15 protein-coding genes, 1 other RNA gene and 2 pseudogenes are annotated in these 14,206 nt (G+C 36.9%); 1 reads left to right on the forward strand and 17 read right to left on the reverse strand.

Annotated elements, in window-relative coordinates:
• The 13 genes and pseudogenes from B0183_RS04600 to B0183_RS04660 all read right to left on the reverse strand — a co-directional run.
• A pseudogene (locus B0183_RS04600) lies at positions 1-203 on the reverse strand (IS256 family transposase); the annotation flags it as partial.
• A gap of 70 nt (positions 204-273) precedes the next feature.
• Positions 274-456: pseudogene (locus tag B0183_RS04605) on the reverse strand (integrase arm-type DNA-binding domain-containing protein); the annotation flags it as partial.
• Between the two features lie 415 nt (positions 457-871).
• Positions 872-2,002 carry a Fic family protein gene (locus tag B0183_RS04610; protein ID WP_078208406.1) on the reverse strand — a complete coding sequence of 377 codons (1,131 nt, stop codon included), beginning with the start codon at positions 2,000-2,002 and terminating at the stop codon, positions 872-874.
• A 638-nt stretch (positions 2,003-2,640) separates the two neighbouring features.
• Positions 2,641-4,821 carry a DUF927 domain-containing protein gene (locus tag B0183_RS04615; RefSeq protein ID WP_234802029.1) on the reverse strand — a complete coding sequence of 727 codons (2,181 nt, stop codon included), beginning with the start codon at positions 4,819-4,821 and terminating at the stop codon, positions 2,641-2,643.
• A gap of 58 nt (positions 4,822-4,879) precedes the next feature.
• On the reverse strand, positions 4,880-5,131 hold the full coding sequence (locus B0183_RS04620) for a hypothetical protein (RefSeq protein WP_078208408.1): 252 nt from the start codon (positions 5,129-5,131) through the stop codon (positions 4,880-4,882).
• Complete coding sequence (locus B0183_RS04625) at positions 5,118-5,615, reverse strand: hypothetical protein (RefSeq protein ID WP_078208409.1); 498 nt, start codon at positions 5,613-5,615, stop codon at positions 5,118-5,120. The genes B0183_RS04620 and B0183_RS04625 overlap by 14 nt, the downstream gene beginning before the upstream one ends.
• Positions 5,608-6,174 carry an ash family protein gene (locus B0183_RS04630; protein WP_078208410.1) on the reverse strand — a complete coding sequence of 189 codons (567 nt, stop codon included), beginning with the start codon at positions 6,172-6,174 and terminating at the stop codon, positions 5,608-5,610. The genes B0183_RS04625 and B0183_RS04630 overlap by 8 nt, the downstream gene beginning before the upstream one ends.
• 77 nt (positions 6,175-6,251) lie before the next feature.
• A complete protein-coding gene (locus tag B0183_RS04635) occupies positions 6,252-6,473 on the reverse strand; it encodes an ogr/Delta-like zinc finger family protein (RefSeq protein ID WP_078208411.1) in 222 nt (73 codons plus the stop codon).
• Positions 6,473-6,664: a helix-turn-helix transcriptional regulator gene (locus B0183_RS04640; RefSeq protein ID WP_035525195.1), complete on the reverse strand. Its 192-nt coding sequence runs from the start codon at positions 6,662-6,664 to the stop codon at positions 6,473-6,475. Before B0183_RS04640 ends, B0183_RS04635 begins: the two co-directional genes overlap by 1 nt.
• Before the next feature lie 144 nt (positions 6,665-6,808).
• Positions 6,809-7,729 (reverse strand): hypothetical protein, encoded by a 921-nt coding sequence (locus B0183_RS04645; protein WP_078208412.1) that lies wholly within the window; start codon positions 7,727-7,729, stop codon positions 6,809-6,811.
• 124 nt (positions 7,730-7,853) lie between these two features.
• Complete coding sequence (locus B0183_RS04650) at positions 7,854-8,564, reverse strand: GPO family capsid scaffolding protein (RefSeq protein WP_078208413.1); 711 nt, start codon at positions 8,562-8,564, stop codon at positions 7,854-7,856.
• A gap of 34 nt (positions 8,565-8,598) precedes the next feature.
• Positions 8,599-9,267: a hypothetical protein gene (locus B0183_RS04655; RefSeq protein WP_035524252.1), complete on the reverse strand. Its 669-nt coding sequence runs from the start codon at positions 9,265-9,267 to the stop codon at positions 8,599-8,601.
• 11 nt (positions 9,268-9,278) lie between these two features.
• Positions 9,279-9,473: a helix-turn-helix transcriptional regulator gene (locus tag B0183_RS04660; protein WP_035524255.1), complete on the reverse strand. Its 195-nt coding sequence runs from the start codon at positions 9,471-9,473 to the stop codon at positions 9,279-9,281.
• A gap of 556 nt (positions 9,474-10,029) precedes the next feature.
• On the opposite strand from B0183_RS04660, the gene B0183_RS13100 reads away from it, so the two are divergent.
• Positions 10,030-10,281, forward strand: coding sequence for an ogr/Delta-like zinc finger family protein (locus tag B0183_RS13100; protein ID WP_078208414.1), 252 nt, complete (start codon positions 10,030-10,032; stop codon positions 10,279-10,281).
• 3 nt (positions 10,282-10,284) lie between these two features.
• Here B0183_RS13100 and B0183_RS04670 read toward each other — a convergent pair whose 3' ends face one another.
• The 4 genes from B0183_RS04670 to pth form a co-directional block, all read right to left on the reverse strand.
• Positions 10,285-11,493, reverse strand: coding sequence for a tyrosine-type recombinase/integrase (locus tag B0183_RS04670; RefSeq protein WP_160148332.1), 1,209 nt, complete (start codon positions 11,491-11,493; stop codon positions 10,285-10,287).
• A gap of 197 nt (positions 11,494-11,690) precedes the next feature.
• Positions 11,691-12,055, reverse strand: a transfer-messenger RNA (tmRNA) gene (ssrA, locus tag B0183_RS04675).
• A gap of 99 nt (positions 12,056-12,154) precedes the next feature.
• Positions 12,155-13,246: a redox-regulated ATPase YchF gene (gene ychF / locus B0183_RS04680; protein WP_035496298.1), complete on the reverse strand. Its 1,092-nt coding sequence runs from the start codon at positions 13,244-13,246 to the stop codon at positions 12,155-12,157.
• Between the two features lie 96 nt (positions 13,247-13,342).
• Entirely contained in the window at positions 13,343-13,927 is a 585-nt protein-coding gene (pth, locus tag B0183_RS04685; protein ID WP_021112505.1) for an aminoacyl-tRNA hydrolase, read from the reverse strand.
• Positions 13,928-14,206 lie beyond the last annotated feature (279 nt).

Here is a 14,206-nt window from a genome sequence, read left to right on the forward strand (position 1 = left end):
GTCTTAGATGTGTAACCGTTATGTGCATTTTTACCTTTTCTAGGCTGATGTTTTTCATAACCAAGATGGTCGGTCAGTTCACCATTTAACGCAGCCTCGACGGTGATTTTCTTGAGCATCCGTGAAAATTGATTGAGGTCTTCTGGTGTTTTTAGGTTTTTGGCAAATTCCGCTGCCAAGGCGTGAAGTTGTTTTTCGTTCATAATAAAATACCTGTGTCTGAATGTATTATCTCAGAAACAGGTATTTACACAAATTGTGGGAGAGGCTCCTCCCTAAGCCTATTTCAGTTCTATTTTTTGTGTATGGTTTATAGTAATTAAAACGCCACAATTTCGCCCCATTTGGCTTTACAAGTAAAAACAAGCCTCCGCCATCAGTTAAAGGATATTTTTTATCTTTGGGTTTGGCGTTTGCTATTTCTGTGTTTGTAAGTGGTTTTGTAGTTCTAGCCATAACTGTCACCTTAGTAGGACGGCTTTTGCTATATATGAGAGCGATCCTACTAAACGTCCTACTAAAAGTCTATTATTTCCGTTTACGTCGAGTTACATTAAGAGAAATAAAAAAGCCTTGAAAGGTTGATTTTCAAGGCTTCTTGTTACGTTCGTTTACGTTGGTTTATGTCGATTTGGTGGAGCTGGGGGGATTTTGAAAATAAAATAAACAATTGTTTTATAAAGATTTATTCTATTTTCGGGATCTGTAAAAAGTTACATCAGGTTACATCATTGCTATAAAATATGATTATTGATCTTTTTCGGACGGTAATTCAACTCCTTCAACACTGAAGAAATAATTTGATAAAAATCAAATATATTATTCACAAATAAGAAAAGGGGCGATTGCTCGCCCCTGCCTTGTGTATTCATTAAACTCGCACCAAGTCCATCAACATATCAAACGAATACAGGGCAGATTTTCTGCCCGCCGCTTCTTCCTTTGTGGTTAAAATACCTTTTTCAACTAACAATTTTGTGAAACGTGTTGCTGTTGTACTTGGGATGCCACTCTTTTCAATAAATTGACTGTTTCTGAAAATGGGATTAGTGAAAATAAAATCCTGCGCCATTACCGCCCACTTAGACGAAAGCGTATCAGAAAAAATGCTTTTCATTTCTTCGTAAAGTCGGCGAATATTTTCGGCTATCTCTAAATTTTGCTTTGCTTGTGTTTCAATCGCATTCAAGAAAAATACAATCCATTCATTCCAATCACCTGTTTCTGATACTCGTCTCATTAAATCAATGTAGGTGTTCTTGTTGTTTTCAAAATAGCCGCTAATGTAAAAATGTGGGGCTGAAATAATGTTCGCATTCCATAGCATTAACGTAATCAGCATACGTCCTATTCTGCCGTTACCATCTTGAAAAGGGTGCAATGCTTCAAATTCAAGATGTGTTACCCCTGTTTTTATTAAAATATGGTCTTGGTTTTCGTTGATATATCTAAACAAGCGATCCAATCCTTCTTCCAGTTTTTCAGGAGAAATCGGAACAAACAGAATACTTTTCTTGAAGGTATCCGCTAAATAATTTTGCTCTTTCTTAAATTCCCCGGGTGATTTATTTGCTCCACGCCCGAAAGAAAGTAGTTGCTGATGCATTCCTTTAAGTAGTGATTTAGTCAGCGGATAGCCTTCGCTCATTGCTTTTTGAGTATTTTTTAAAGTACGTTGATAAAGCACGGTTTCAATAATATCTGAACGAACATTTACCCCATAAACACTTTTGCCATCTGTTTCGGGATAGTCTGCTTCGTATTGTAAAATTTCGTCCATTGTGCTGATAGTCCCTTCCATTCTTGAAGAGATGACTGCTTCTTGATTCCGCAATGGGGCAAGCAAAATTTCCCCGTTGTGCATATTTTTCAGCATCTGATCATAACGGGCTATTGCTTCTATCGCTCCGGTCAACGCAGGGATAATTCCCTGATACTGAATGATTTCAGGTGGAAATTTGCCGTGATGATAAAACACGGCGTTGTCTAAATTAATGTTCATTTTGTTCCCCATTTTTTCTATTTTTGGTTAGCTACGGTTATTGTCTCGTATTCATGTTAAACAAACAAGTTTGTAAACCATTTTTTGCATTTTTGGTTAACTACGGTTATTGTCTCGTATTTATGCTAAACAAACAAGTTTGTAAACCATTTTTCGCATTTTTTGGTTATCAAATGGGTATTTTTTAAAATATGTATAATTCTAAATGAGAATGAAGAAATCCTTTTGGCTTTTTGCTTCCCTTGGCTTTTTTGGCTGGTTATCGAATTTAAAAAAATTTTATGGATATATATAAAATCTTTAGGAAAATTAGGAAAATAGGAAAGTTTTGAAAAATCTATTATTTATCAATACCTTACAAGCAAAAAACTTTCCTAAATTAGAAAATAATTTTAGGAAAATTTTAGGAAAGAAAATCTAAGCATTTTCAGTTTAGGAAAATTTTAGGGTATTTTAGGAAAATTTAGGGGCATTTTAGGAAAATAAAAATATAGTGAATTTTGTAACTTATTGATTTATATATATTTACTATAAAAACTTTCCTATTTTCCTAACTTTCCTAAATGTTTTATTATCCTGCCTGTTTAAATTCGTTTTTTTGGCAATAAAAAAGCAAGGCGAAAACCTTGCTTTGCCACTTAATTATCATTCTCATTTTGTAGGAGCGGTTTTATTTTATATGCTCTGATTTTCTTTTTCCCTGCGATTTTCTGCGAGATGATGAACATATATTCATAATTTCGTTCTGGCTTTTCAGGTTTAACTAATACGCCCGAATTGGCTAAAATTTCGCAAGCCATTTTTATGGGGTAATTGGTTAAAATCTCTTTGAAAGATTTTGGATAAATTAAAAAATGCTCTTCTTCTTTCCTCGCTTCATCGCCTAACACTCTAAAACCTGCTATTTTGTTCGGGGTGCGTTGGTTCGGGTCAAATGGATATTCAATAAAGGACGCTTCATTTTCGTTAATCCAATCTAACAACGTTTCTATGATCGTTGTTTCTTCTCGGTTCTTCTCGCCAAAATCTTCTTTCCAGTTTAGAAAGTTTTTCAAAATGGCTTGAGCGTTTTCACCTTCTGCCCATTGGGTTAAATGTTTGGCAAGTTGTAGGGCTGTTTCTAAAATGGCAAAACGATCGCACGCCACCCGCTGTACTTGTCCGCTCATATTGCTGGTTAAGTCTAGCCATTTTGTTTTTATTGCTTTATATGTACTTCTGACTAACTCCCCATTCTCTGCAAGGAACTTTATCCACTCTCTACCAATTACGCCAAAATGCTCTTGTACTTTTTCGTTTAGGTGGTCGGCGTGGGCTTTGTTACTGCTGAATTGATGTAGATGTTTTGCTTCTTCCAGCGGTACGTTTAAAAGGCGGACTAATTGCCCTGCGTGGACTTTTGCCCCTTGTAGCCTTAGCTGGGTTTCTAGGTCTTTTTCACCCGTTGAAAATGCTGTAACTTTCCAGCGGTTTACTTCTCTATTTCCCCCTTCTTTTTTGCCTTGAATTTTGCCTGTTTCGTTGAATAGGTCATAGGCGATTGCTTCAAGGTTTTTTGCATCTTTCGCTTGCCCGATTTCGTCAAGGGTAATAAAGCCATCATTTCGGGCCGTGGCTTCGTTCTTGATACCTACGGCGGTTGTACTCCAGCTTAAGCGGATTTTATCGGGGTTGCCATAAATACTATTTGCTATGTTTAACGTTGTACTTTTCCCTTTTGAGCTGTCGGCGAATAGATGAACGCCAAAAGATTCACGCCCTAAGATTGCCAACATTGGGGCAGATAATGCAACGGCTACGCCTAACATCATCGAATGATTGCCCTTGAGATTATCCGCTATTTCTCTCTGCCAGCTTTCAAGGGTTCCGCTGGTGGTATAGCCTAAACTTGCCCCGCTTTTTTCGGTGAAGTAAATCGGGCTATGTGGTTCGCCTATCATTTCCCCATTGGGTAATAAGTACGCCCCATTTTGCCAGCCTGTTAATTTGGTTATTTTCCAGTTTTGTGGAACGGTTTTACTGATTGCGTGGAAGTGTTGGGCTAGATTTGCTGTCAAGCCTTGCCCTGTTGTCATTTTTAAACCGTTGGCTTTAAGTTGCTTCCAGCCTGTTTCGGTTCCAAAGTCGGCAAGGTGAACTGCTTCTAATCGTGGGGCTTGCTCGTCGGCATTCTGCCAGCTGAAAAGGTAGTAATATTCGCCTTGTGGATCTTTGCCTTGTCCTTTTAGCTCGAGGTTGTCGCATATCCATTTAGCCTTCTCATTGATAATTTCTCCGCTTTCTTTATCCACTATCGGCACAATGTAAAATAGTCCTTCGCCGTTTTCATCATCTCTGTAATCGATATAAGGGACTTTTTTCGGGGCGTTATCCACTAAATTTTTTGATACTAGCTCAGCGATTTTCTGCGTTTCTTTGTCTTGTCTTAAGCGTTGAATATAGCCGCTTAAATCTTCGGTAATATCTCCTAAATTATCGGCAAATCGAACCGTTTCAAGCGGTGAGTTTTGGGCAATATTGAGCAAAAGGGCGGTTTTCTGTTCTTCGCTGATTGAGCCATAAACACAAAAGCGGATCATCTTTTGCGTTTTGGTGATGTTAAGCTGGTGAATTTCTTTAAGCTGTTTTTCGCCTATAACAAGGGGTAATTGTTTAGTATTTTTCCCCGTAGATTGACAAAGTAAATGCCATTCTTCACCGTTGGCTGTTTTATTTTGTTTGTCATACCCTAAAGCAAACCAAGCCTTAGAGCCGATTAAACAAAATAATTCCGTTATTCCGTCAGTAGGTTGTTTTTCAAAAAAAGGGGCGTTATTCATCATTTTTTCTCTCAAATTTTGATGAACGGGCGATAATTTCGCCCGTTGTTTCTCAGGTTTAACGCTGTTTTCTGCGTGCTTGTTTTTGGCGTTTTCTTGCCTGTTTTATGGCTCTAGGGGCTTTGTGTTTGGTTGCCCTGCTTTCGATTTCTGCCATTTTAAACAAGCGTTTAAATCGCCTAAATTCATCAGCATTTTGCATTTCGTCGATATGCTCAAGATCACCAAATTTTTCTTGAAATAAAGCCTCATCACTTGCGAAAAATTCTATTTCCGTTCCGTCAGGCAGTTTAATTCTATGGGTTAGCATTGGATCCCCCTTGTAACATTGACTGTAAGCGGTTTACTTCATCGCTAATATGCTGCAAATAAACGTGGTGAACGTGGCTTAATGCGTTAATTTCATTAAGTAGGTAATCTTTGTCGCAAGTGCGCAAAAGGCTGGTGTAATTTTCATAAACATTCACCAATGCTTTTTCAGTTTCAACGGCTAACACAATTTTTTCGCACTGCTCAATAATTTCCGGAAGTTCCGAGGGAAGAGATTCGCAACAAGCGGTTTGTTTCATTGAACTTTTTGTAAAACTGGGTTCATCAAGGGCAAGCACTAATTCATCAAGGGTATTACGGTAAATGCCGGCATTCAGTCTGATTTGAGCTTTAGCGCGTGTTTGTTCGGCTTCACTGCTGTTTTCGTTGAGCAAAGTTTCACAATGACGAATCACCGAATCAATACAGGTTACAACGCCTAAATCAACAAGGCGCATTTTTTGATTAAGGATTGGATTATGCATAAATCCCCCCTTTTACTTGGTTGCAAGCGGTGAGATTGTCGTTAAATCTTGCAATGCATAGGGTATTATTTGAGAGTTGTAAGCGTTGGCGTGCTTCTGCTTCTGAGTTGGCACGAATGCGAATAGTTAGGCGGTTTTTGCCTAATAGTAGAAATTTGTAGATCATTGCTGATAGCTCCGTGTAAAAATTAATTGAGGCTATCGCTTCAGTTTCGAGGCTGATTGGGCGATAGCGTGCAACGGGCTCGAAAACTGCGATACACGGAACGCAGCAAAGGGCGAAACCTTTCCCGCTACACGCTACCATAGAGAGAAGAACGCTTAAGGCGTTTTCTTTGGGTGTGCGTGTGCAACGAATAAAAAAAGCACGAGTTAAAGGCGTGCTATTATTCGCCGTGTATCTATTCGAGTTTCGAGGCTCGGCTTCCGATTTTGCGAAAGCGCAAATAGCATACGGCGAATGATTTTGACTTGTCAATGGTAATCTTGAAATTTCTTGCATTTTAGCAGAAATTTGATTAGATTGTTTTTCATTCTGAAATAAATGTAAGAATTTCATTTTTACTCTCTACTTTTTAGAAATTATTTGTTACTTAAGCCGCTTATAGAAAATTCTGTGAGCGGTTTTTTTATGGATTATGATGAAGTTCTACGTATTTTGTTTATGGTGCCACCGGTTAAAACTAACGGCTTGTATTCTGCAATTTCAATTTCTTTCACTTCTGCGAATGCTTTTGCTTTAATCCCACAGTCAAAACAATACAAAAAAGCCTCGGTAGTCGTTTCAGTCATAGATTGTGAACTGCGAATTGCCATTCTTTTACGGCATTTGGGGCATTTAAGTGTAAGCCCTGTCATTATTTCCCCTCCTGTTGTTGCTCTAAAAATGCTTTGATTTCTGATGTTTTATAACGAACAGAACGCCCGATTTTGATGGGCTTCGGGAATTGCCCCGATTTACTCCAGCGTGCGATTGTTGTCGGGTCTGTTTTGAATAGTTGACTGATTTCTTTCAGTGTTGAGTATGTAGAAAGTGTGATGGTTTCCATTAGTCCCCCTGTGCATTAATTGCGTTAAACGGTATAAAAAGGTTTTTACTGCATATTGTCGGGGTGGATTTTGGGGGATTGGAGAAAAAGATTTCGGAATATTCCGAAAATTGTTGGAATATTCCGAAAGGTAAGAAAGGATTTTTAGATTTGGTTAATCCAGCGATCTACAGTTTTGCCACTCGGGGCTTTTAGGGCTTTATTATCAAAATCTTTTGATATATCGCTGTTTGGATCATCTAATTGATTACGGATATTATTTGCTATATCTTCGCCATAATGAATAGTGATTAAATTGCGAATAAATTCAGCTTGTGTATTAAGGGTTTTGGTTCCTATTTTGGGTGGCTTCGGTTGCTCTTTATCTTTAAGGAAGTTTTCTAATGATTCATTCGTAATATATAGTTCATCAAGATCAATATAACTTTCTTCTTTGAAGGAAAGTAATATAGAAATATTCTTATCTGTCTCATTATCTACTTGAAATAAACTGCTGATAAAATCATAGGGGATTTTATTTGTTTTCTTGAATGTTTTTTCAATACGATAAAAATTTTCACTATATACATTTGAATTCCCATGATAATTTAAATAAAAAAGCCCTTTTGCTGTAGTAATCAAGCAATTTACATCATTATAATAATCGTCAAAGAAGAATCCTTTCAACGCTTTAAAGCATTTCATTTTTTCAGTTTTTTCCAAGAGATTATCAAATTCAAAATAAGATAATATAAAATTACTATCTTTAAAGAATTTTCTGTTTTCTAGATTGTTTTCTTGTTGATAGGTATAGTGATTTATCTTGTCTAATTCTATTATTTTGTTTCCTATTATCATTTCATTTGCATTTAATTCTTCTAATATATGAGTATTTCCATTAAATATATAATTTAGACGAGAATTAGAAAAGAATATATTTATAGCGATATTGAGCTTCCCTATTAGCCAATAGTGAATAAGCTCTTCGATCTCTATAGTTTCTCCTGTTAATTGTTGAATGCGTTTTACCGCTTGTTCTAAAGAATACCACTCCCTTGGCGGTAATGTGTATTTTGATTCGCTCATCTTTTCCCCTTGTATTACACTTAGTGTCCAACGGTGTTTAAATGCATCCATTATACTGTTTTTTCATACAATGCAAAACAAAAAAGCCCTGAATTTCTTCAAGGCTTTTGAACAATGTATTGCTTTAAAATTTGAATGTGTATCCATTTATTTCATATGCTATTTTAGTTCCATCTTGATATATTTTTATATTTGGATCATCTGTGTTTTGGTACTCTTTTGTTTTTTTGGCAGGCCCAAATGAAAATTTATAGCCGTCTACTTCAATAATTTCTTTCCCTCCCTCATCATACACTTTCATGTAATTATTTCGCGGGTGTAAACCGAAATATTGATGCTGTACAGGTGATGAATCCGCCTGATTAGAATTGTGTTGATGTGTAGAAAACATTTGAAGAGGTTCGAAGTTATTCATTAAATATTTAAACTGCTGAGTAAATCCGGCAGAAAATTGTAACATAGTCGTTCCTACTGAAGCGGGGCTGTCTGTTACAGCTAATCCCCCTAAATAACACTTTCCTGTATTGGCAAAATTCGGCACAATCTCAATACTTGTAAACAGTTTTTGTTTTTTGCTATTGAGTTCAACAAGAAAAGCGTTAGGGCTTAAAATGGCAAATAGTTTTACTTCATTACCATTTTTAACCGTCGTAAGCGATAACACTTTACCTAGATTTGCGCCATTACGGCTATGTTCATACCAGATTAATGCAGTGTAGTATGATGGGTCATAGGTTTGTGCCATTTCTTCTAGTTCTTTAGGGGAAATGTATCGTCCGTCGACAGTATTACCTGATGTTGCAATACATACTAAACCTGTTTTTAATTGTGTCATAGTAGTTCCTTTTATTATTTTATTTATATTTAACTCAAGAATTCTTTAATGATTCTTTTAGTTCAGTAATTCTTGATTTTTTCTGAAAAACAGATGGAATTTGTCTAGAAAATTTTCTCAGTGGAATGGATACTTCCTCAATATCTGATTCAAAGTTATCATCTAATTTTTCTTTTATTTTACTTAGCATTATTTCTTTTATTTTTTCTACAGTATGTGTTTCTCCGATTCCACGTTTTAAAGTGAATAGAGATAAATTTAGTTTATTTATAACCTCATCGATCAGTAAATCTTCTAAGATATTAAATCCTAAATGACTTAATGCAGAATTATATTCTTTCTTTGCAAGTCTATAAGATTCATCATAATCAGTTAAAAGTAATAAATCTAATTCGTTTTCAAATTTTTTTATCACCTTTTCTAAGGCTTCTATTTTTCTATTATTTACAAAAATTTTGTTTGAATAATCATCAAAACTTGAAAAGTCTACCTCTCCTGTTTCAGTAAAAGTTATTTTGTCTGATTCTGATTGTAGTGCAACATTTTCATTTTTTAAGGCTTCCGTCATCTTTTTATTACGATCAATATTGGTTTGGATTTCCGTTGCCTTATCTTGAATTTGATTAAATGTGGCTGTTGCTTCATTTGCTTTTGAAATAAGAACTTGTAATTCTTGATTATGTTGTTGATTTTGTAATTGCATAATATTTTCCTTTAGTTGCGTTGGTTGATTTTGGTTTCCATCCAGCTATCTATCTCGCTCTCTAACCAAGCGATGCGATTCGCAGAAATAGAAATACTTTTTGGGAATTCTCCGCTTTTCATTTTGTTGTAGATTGTGGAACGCCCTAGCCCAGTTTTATTCATCACATCATCAAGACATAAAAAGCGTTCGCTATTTTTGGTCATTATGTTTCTCCTTTAGCTATTTTCTTTCATAAACAGATCGATTATTTCGGTCATTACTTTTGCATTCTCTTCTGCTTGTTTATCTAAAAAAGCATTTGAATAGAAGGACAAGCTAAATATAGTAGTACCCTTATGCAATCGAATGAATGTAAATGGATGCATTTGGATGCTTCTATATTAGTAGTTATAGGCATTCATCCCTAAAGGATGTTGTTGTGAAAATTTATTTAACAACAAATGATTAAATATTATTCAAAGTTTGGAAAGATACTGACGGAAAATCTGACAGCACGTAAAATCCACTTCCTCCCCCGCCAAATTTTTGTTGTAAGTTATAGATTTTTCAGTGTATTTACATGTTGAGATGATTAAATTTCCAAATAAAACAATAGGTTACCAAATTCTCGTAACTGAAAAATTTTCAGTTAATTTCAGTAAATTTCAGTTAAAAAAATAGGCAGGCAATTAGATAAATATATAACCATTTGAGAAATAATGATTTTTGTGATTTTACGTGATAGTTTTACATGAAAAACTTTACAGTTAAGGGATAAAAATGGATATAAAATGTAATATTTGTGGAAATAAATCCATCATTACAAAAACAGATAGAGTACATTCAGAGCTAAGCCGGCTATATTGTTCTTGTAAGAATAAAGAATGCATGCATAGATTCGTGATGGACCTTGAATTTAGTCATTCTACAACTCCAAGTTTGCTTAAAAAGGATGAATTGTTGCTTACTTTACTCAAAAAATTACCAGAGCAAGAAATACAACAAATCATCGAATATTTAACAAACAGATAAAAGTTACAGTTTTTTCTTACTCCGTTCTACATAGTCGCCCCATAACTGCATAGCTTTACGGCGTAATTCTAGAATATCGGTTCTAATATACCGCTGGCTTACATTATTCCCGTAAGTATGTGCAAGACACGCCTCAGCAATTTCAAATTCAACGCCTTGATCTGCTAGATATGTCCTTGCCATTGCTCGCAAGCCGTGAGCAGTTAAAACGCCTTTATATCCGTTCCGTTTTAAAACGCTATTGGCTGTTTGACTGCTACACGGTTTCCCATCTTTCAAACGGTGAGCAAATACAAATTTTTTATGCCCGTTGAATTGTTTCATCACGGCTAATAATTCCAACGCCTGCGTAGAAAGTGGGACACTATGCGAGCGTGGTTTTTTAAGCGTGCATTTCATCTTTTCAGCAGGTAAATGTAAAACGGCGTTAGTAAAATCTATATCATTCCATTCAACCGCTACGGCTTCTGCTGGACGTAACATCGTGAGCATTTGCCATTCAACTAATAATTTTGCTTGGATAAAATTATTTGATACGGCTAAACGCTGAAATAGTTGCGGTAACTCTTCCGCCTTTATCGTAGGGTTTGGCTTATCATTTTTCCTGGTAAATGTTCGTTGAAGGTCTTTTAAATGGTTACTTTGTAAAATGCCCAAACTAACGGCTTTATTACAAATATTAATCAAACGCCCGATCACCTTTTCCACTGTATCGCCCTTGACTTCATAAAGAGGTAAAAAATGCTCTACAAGGTCAAAAATAGTTAAGCTTTGTAATGGGCAATTCCCAAAATAAGGGAAAAGATGCCTTTCTAAACGTTTCCATTCCCGATCCATTGTAATTTGCTTATTCTCTTGCTGTGCTAGCTTCAAACGTCGCCATTGTTGAGCAAAGTCAAACAAGGTCATTTCTTGTCTTGCTTTCTCTTTTGCTAAACGATCAGCATATTCGAACGGGTCTAAATCGTCCGCAAGTAATCGGCTGTATTTATGGGCAATATCTCGAGCATCAAATAAGACTAAATCGGGATAATCGCCGATTTTCTTCTTCACTCGCTTTTTAGTCACGGGGTGCGTGTAAATATAAGCGAAAGACTTCGCCCCACTTGGATAAACAAACAGATATAAATTATTTCCGTCTGCGTATGGGGTCGCCTTTGGTTTTAGGTTTTTGATTTGGGTTTCTGTGAGTGGTTTTACAAATTTTGCCATTGTCATCAATCCTTATAAATAAAGGGTTTATCGGATTGATGTAACTTTTTAATCGCTCTTTTTCTGCAAGGTTACATCAAAGTTACATCAACTATCTGACAATATGCAGTTAATGCCCTTTTATGCAGTCTATGCAGTTTATATTTTCTAATAAAATCAATGATTTGCAGTCTATGCAGTTTATTGCATTTTATCAGTGGTGGAGCTGGGGGGATTTGAACCCCCGTCCGAAATTACTCCATCTTCAGCACTACACGTTTAGTCTAGTCTTTAATTTCGCTTACCCCCAGCGGACAGACACGCAAAGAATAAGCTAGTTTGATTTAATTTAGTGTTTCGATCCTCAAACGGCGGCGTCCACACGATCTCGTTTTGGGTGACTTATCGAACTCCTCGTCTTACGAGCGGAAGCTGAGGCGATAAGGCTATGAGCAGGTTATTAAGCTGCTAAAGCGTATTGTTCGTCGTTTGCGACTATTTTTTGCGGTTTGTTTACGAGGCCTACCGCACCTCGACGTGCACCTTGGACTTCGCTAATCCCGTCGAATCCAAGATCAGCCCCAAAAAGCTTGGCGATTGTAAAGGAAAGCGGTGAGATTTGCAAAAAATTTTTGTTACATATTTTTGAAAACTAATCTACTCAAAATGATGAATAAGTAGACTAAACATTAAAACGGAAATGCATTACATCGCCATCCTGAACGATATACTCTTTACCTTCTAAACGCCATTTACCTGCTTCTTTCGCGCCGTTCTCACCTTTGAATTGAATAAAATCTTCATAGGCAATCACTTCCGCACGGATAAAGCCACGCTCAAAGTCGGTATGAATAACCGCAGCTGCTTTTGGTGCTGTTGCACCAATAGACACCGTCCAAGCACGCACTTCTTTCACGCCTGCGGTAAAGTAAGTTTGTAAATTCAATAGCTTATAACCTGCACGGATTACACGGTTTAGACCTGGTTCTTCAATGCCTAAATCTTGTAAGAACTCAATTTTTTCATCATCGTCAAGTTCAGCAATTTCCGCTTCAATCGCAGCACAAACAGGCACGACTACCGCATTTTCTTTTGCTGCAATTTCACGCACTTGATCTAAATAAGGGTTATTTTCAAAGCCGTCTTCATTCACGTTAGCAATGTACATGGTTGGCTTTAAGGTTAAGAAGTTATAACCTTTGATGGCGTACAGTTCATCTTTATCCAACGCAACAGAACGGATCATACCGCCAGCTTCTAAAGTCGGTAGGATTTTTTCCATAATGGAAAGCTCAAATTTAGCATCTTTATCGCCGCCTTTGGCACGTTTTTGTAAACGTTGGATAGCACGTTCACAACTATCTAAATCCGCTAAAGCCAATTCTGTATTAATCACTTCAATATCATCAAGCGGATTGATTTTCCCTGCAACGTGCACAATGTCATCGTTCTCAAAACAGCGGACAACGTGACCAATCGCATCGGTTTCACGGATATTTGCTAAGAATTTATTACCTAAACCTTCGCCTTTACTTGCCCCAGCCACTAAGCCTGCAATATCCACAAATTCCATCGTAGTTGGCAATACACGTTCTGGTTTAACGATTTCCGCCAACGCATCTAAACGTGGATCTGGCATAGGTACAACGCCTGTGTTTGGTTCAATGGTACAGAACGGATAGTTTGCCGCTTCGATACTCGCTTTGGTTAATGCATTAAAAAGAGTTGATTTACCCACATTTGGTAAACCGACAATACCACACTTAAATCCCATTTTATTTTCCTATTATGTAGGGACACACTGAGTGTGTCCGAAAAAAACAGATACGGACACACTCAGTGTGTCCCTACCATCATTATTCAATCAATTTTACGCTTTAAAACCATTCAAGCGATTAGTCACTTTAACAATTCCTTCTTTGAACAGCAGTTCCACGCAACGGCTGGCTTCATCAACCGCCGCATTAATTAAAGGTTGATCTGTTAGCGAAGGTTTACCTAACACATAACTTGCCACCAAGTCTTTATGCCCTGGATGCCCAATTCCGATACGCACACGGTAGAAATTATTGCTATTACCAAGAGCAGCAATAATATCTTTTAAACCGTTGTGTCCGCCGTGTCCGCCACCTTGCTTGATTTTGGCAACACCTGGGGGAAGATCTAATTCATCGTGAGCGACTAAAATTTCTTCAGGCTTAATGCGATAGAAATTCGCTAATGCGCTAACAGCCTTACCACTTAAATTCATAAACGTGGTTGGTACAAGCAAACGAACTTCGCCTTGTGGCGTGTTAATTTTAGCGACTTTGCCGAAGTATTTCGCTTCCTCTTTTAAGGTGACATTAAACATACGAGCAAGCTCGTTCACTAGCCATTCGCCTGCATTGTGACGAGTTTCTTCATATTTTGCACCAGGGTTAGCAAGCCCGACAATCAATTTAATTTGCGACATAGTTTTTGTTCAATAAATAAAAGGGGATATTGTAGGTAAAAAGGGGGATTTTCACAAGGAAGATGTCTATCTTTTATTACCCCAATGCAACATCAAGTATCATCATTATCACAAAACCAAGCATTAAATTATCACAAAACCAAGCATTAAACTGAGTGTAAATTTAAAATTTTGCGATTTACCGTTTTAAAGAAAAAGACAAAGGCTGATCCAAAATGGTACAAAACCAAGTAAACAACCCGGCGAGCAGTACTTACATTGCAAGGGGTAAAGATAAAA

This window comes from Glaesserella parasuis (genome assembly GCF_002015085.1).
Taxonomy (GTDB): Bacteria; Pseudomonadota; Gammaproteobacteria; order Enterobacterales; family Pasteurellaceae; genus Glaesserella; species Glaesserella parasuis.

Coding starts and splice junctions, on each gene's coding strand:
- B0183_RS04610 (WP_078208406.1), bottom strand. CDS start 2,002: ATGAACATTAATTTAGACAACGCCGTGTTTTATCATCACGGCAAATTT.
- B0183_RS04615 (WP_234802029.1), bottom strand. CDS start 4,821: ATGAATAACGCCCCTTTTTTTGAAAAACAACCTACTGACGGAATAACG.
- B0183_RS04620 (WP_078208408.1), bottom strand. CDS start 5,131: ATGCTAACCCATAGAATTAAACTGCCTGACGGAACGGAAATAGAATTT.
- B0183_RS04625 (WP_078208409.1), bottom strand. CDS start 5,615: ATGCATAATCCAATCCTTAATCAAAAAATGCGCCTTGTTGATTTAGGC.
- B0183_RS04630 (WP_078208410.1), bottom strand. CDS start 6,174: ATGAAATTCTTACATTTATTTCAGAATGAAAAACAATCTAATCAAATT.
- B0183_RS04635 (WP_078208411.1), bottom strand. CDS start 6,473: ATGACAGGGCTTACACTTAAATGCCCCAAATGCCGTAAAAGAATGGCA.
- B0183_RS04640 (WP_035525195.1), bottom strand. CDS start 6,664: ATGGAAACCATCACACTTTCTACATACTCAACACTGAAAGAAATCAGT.
- B0183_RS04645 (WP_078208412.1), bottom strand. CDS start 7,729: ATGAGCGAATCAAAATACACATTACCGCCAAGGGAGTGGTATTCTTTA.
- B0183_RS04650 (WP_078208413.1), bottom strand. CDS start 8,564: ATGACACAATTAAAAACAGGTTTAGTATGTATTGCAACATCAGGTAAT.
- B0183_RS04655 (WP_035524252.1), bottom strand. CDS start 9,267: ATGCAATTACAAAATCAACAACATAATCAAGAATTACAAGTTCTTATT.
- B0183_RS04660 (WP_035524255.1), bottom strand. CDS start 9,473: ATGACCAAAAATAGCGAACGCTTTTTATGTCTTGATGATGTGATGAAT.
- B0183_RS13100 (WP_078208414.1), top strand. CDS start 10,030: ATGGATATAAAATGTAATATTTGTGGAAATAAATCCATCATTACAAAA.
- B0183_RS04670 (WP_160148332.1), bottom strand. CDS start 11,493: ATGGCAAAATTTGTAAAACCACTCACAGAAACCCAAATCAAAAACCTA.
- ychF (WP_035496298.1), bottom strand. CDS start 13,246: ATGGGATTTAAGTGTGGTATTGTCGGTTTACCAAATGTGGGTAAATCA.
- pth (WP_021112505.1), bottom strand. CDS start 13,927: ATGTCGCAAATTAAATTGATTGTCGGGCTTGCTAACCCTGGTGCAAAA.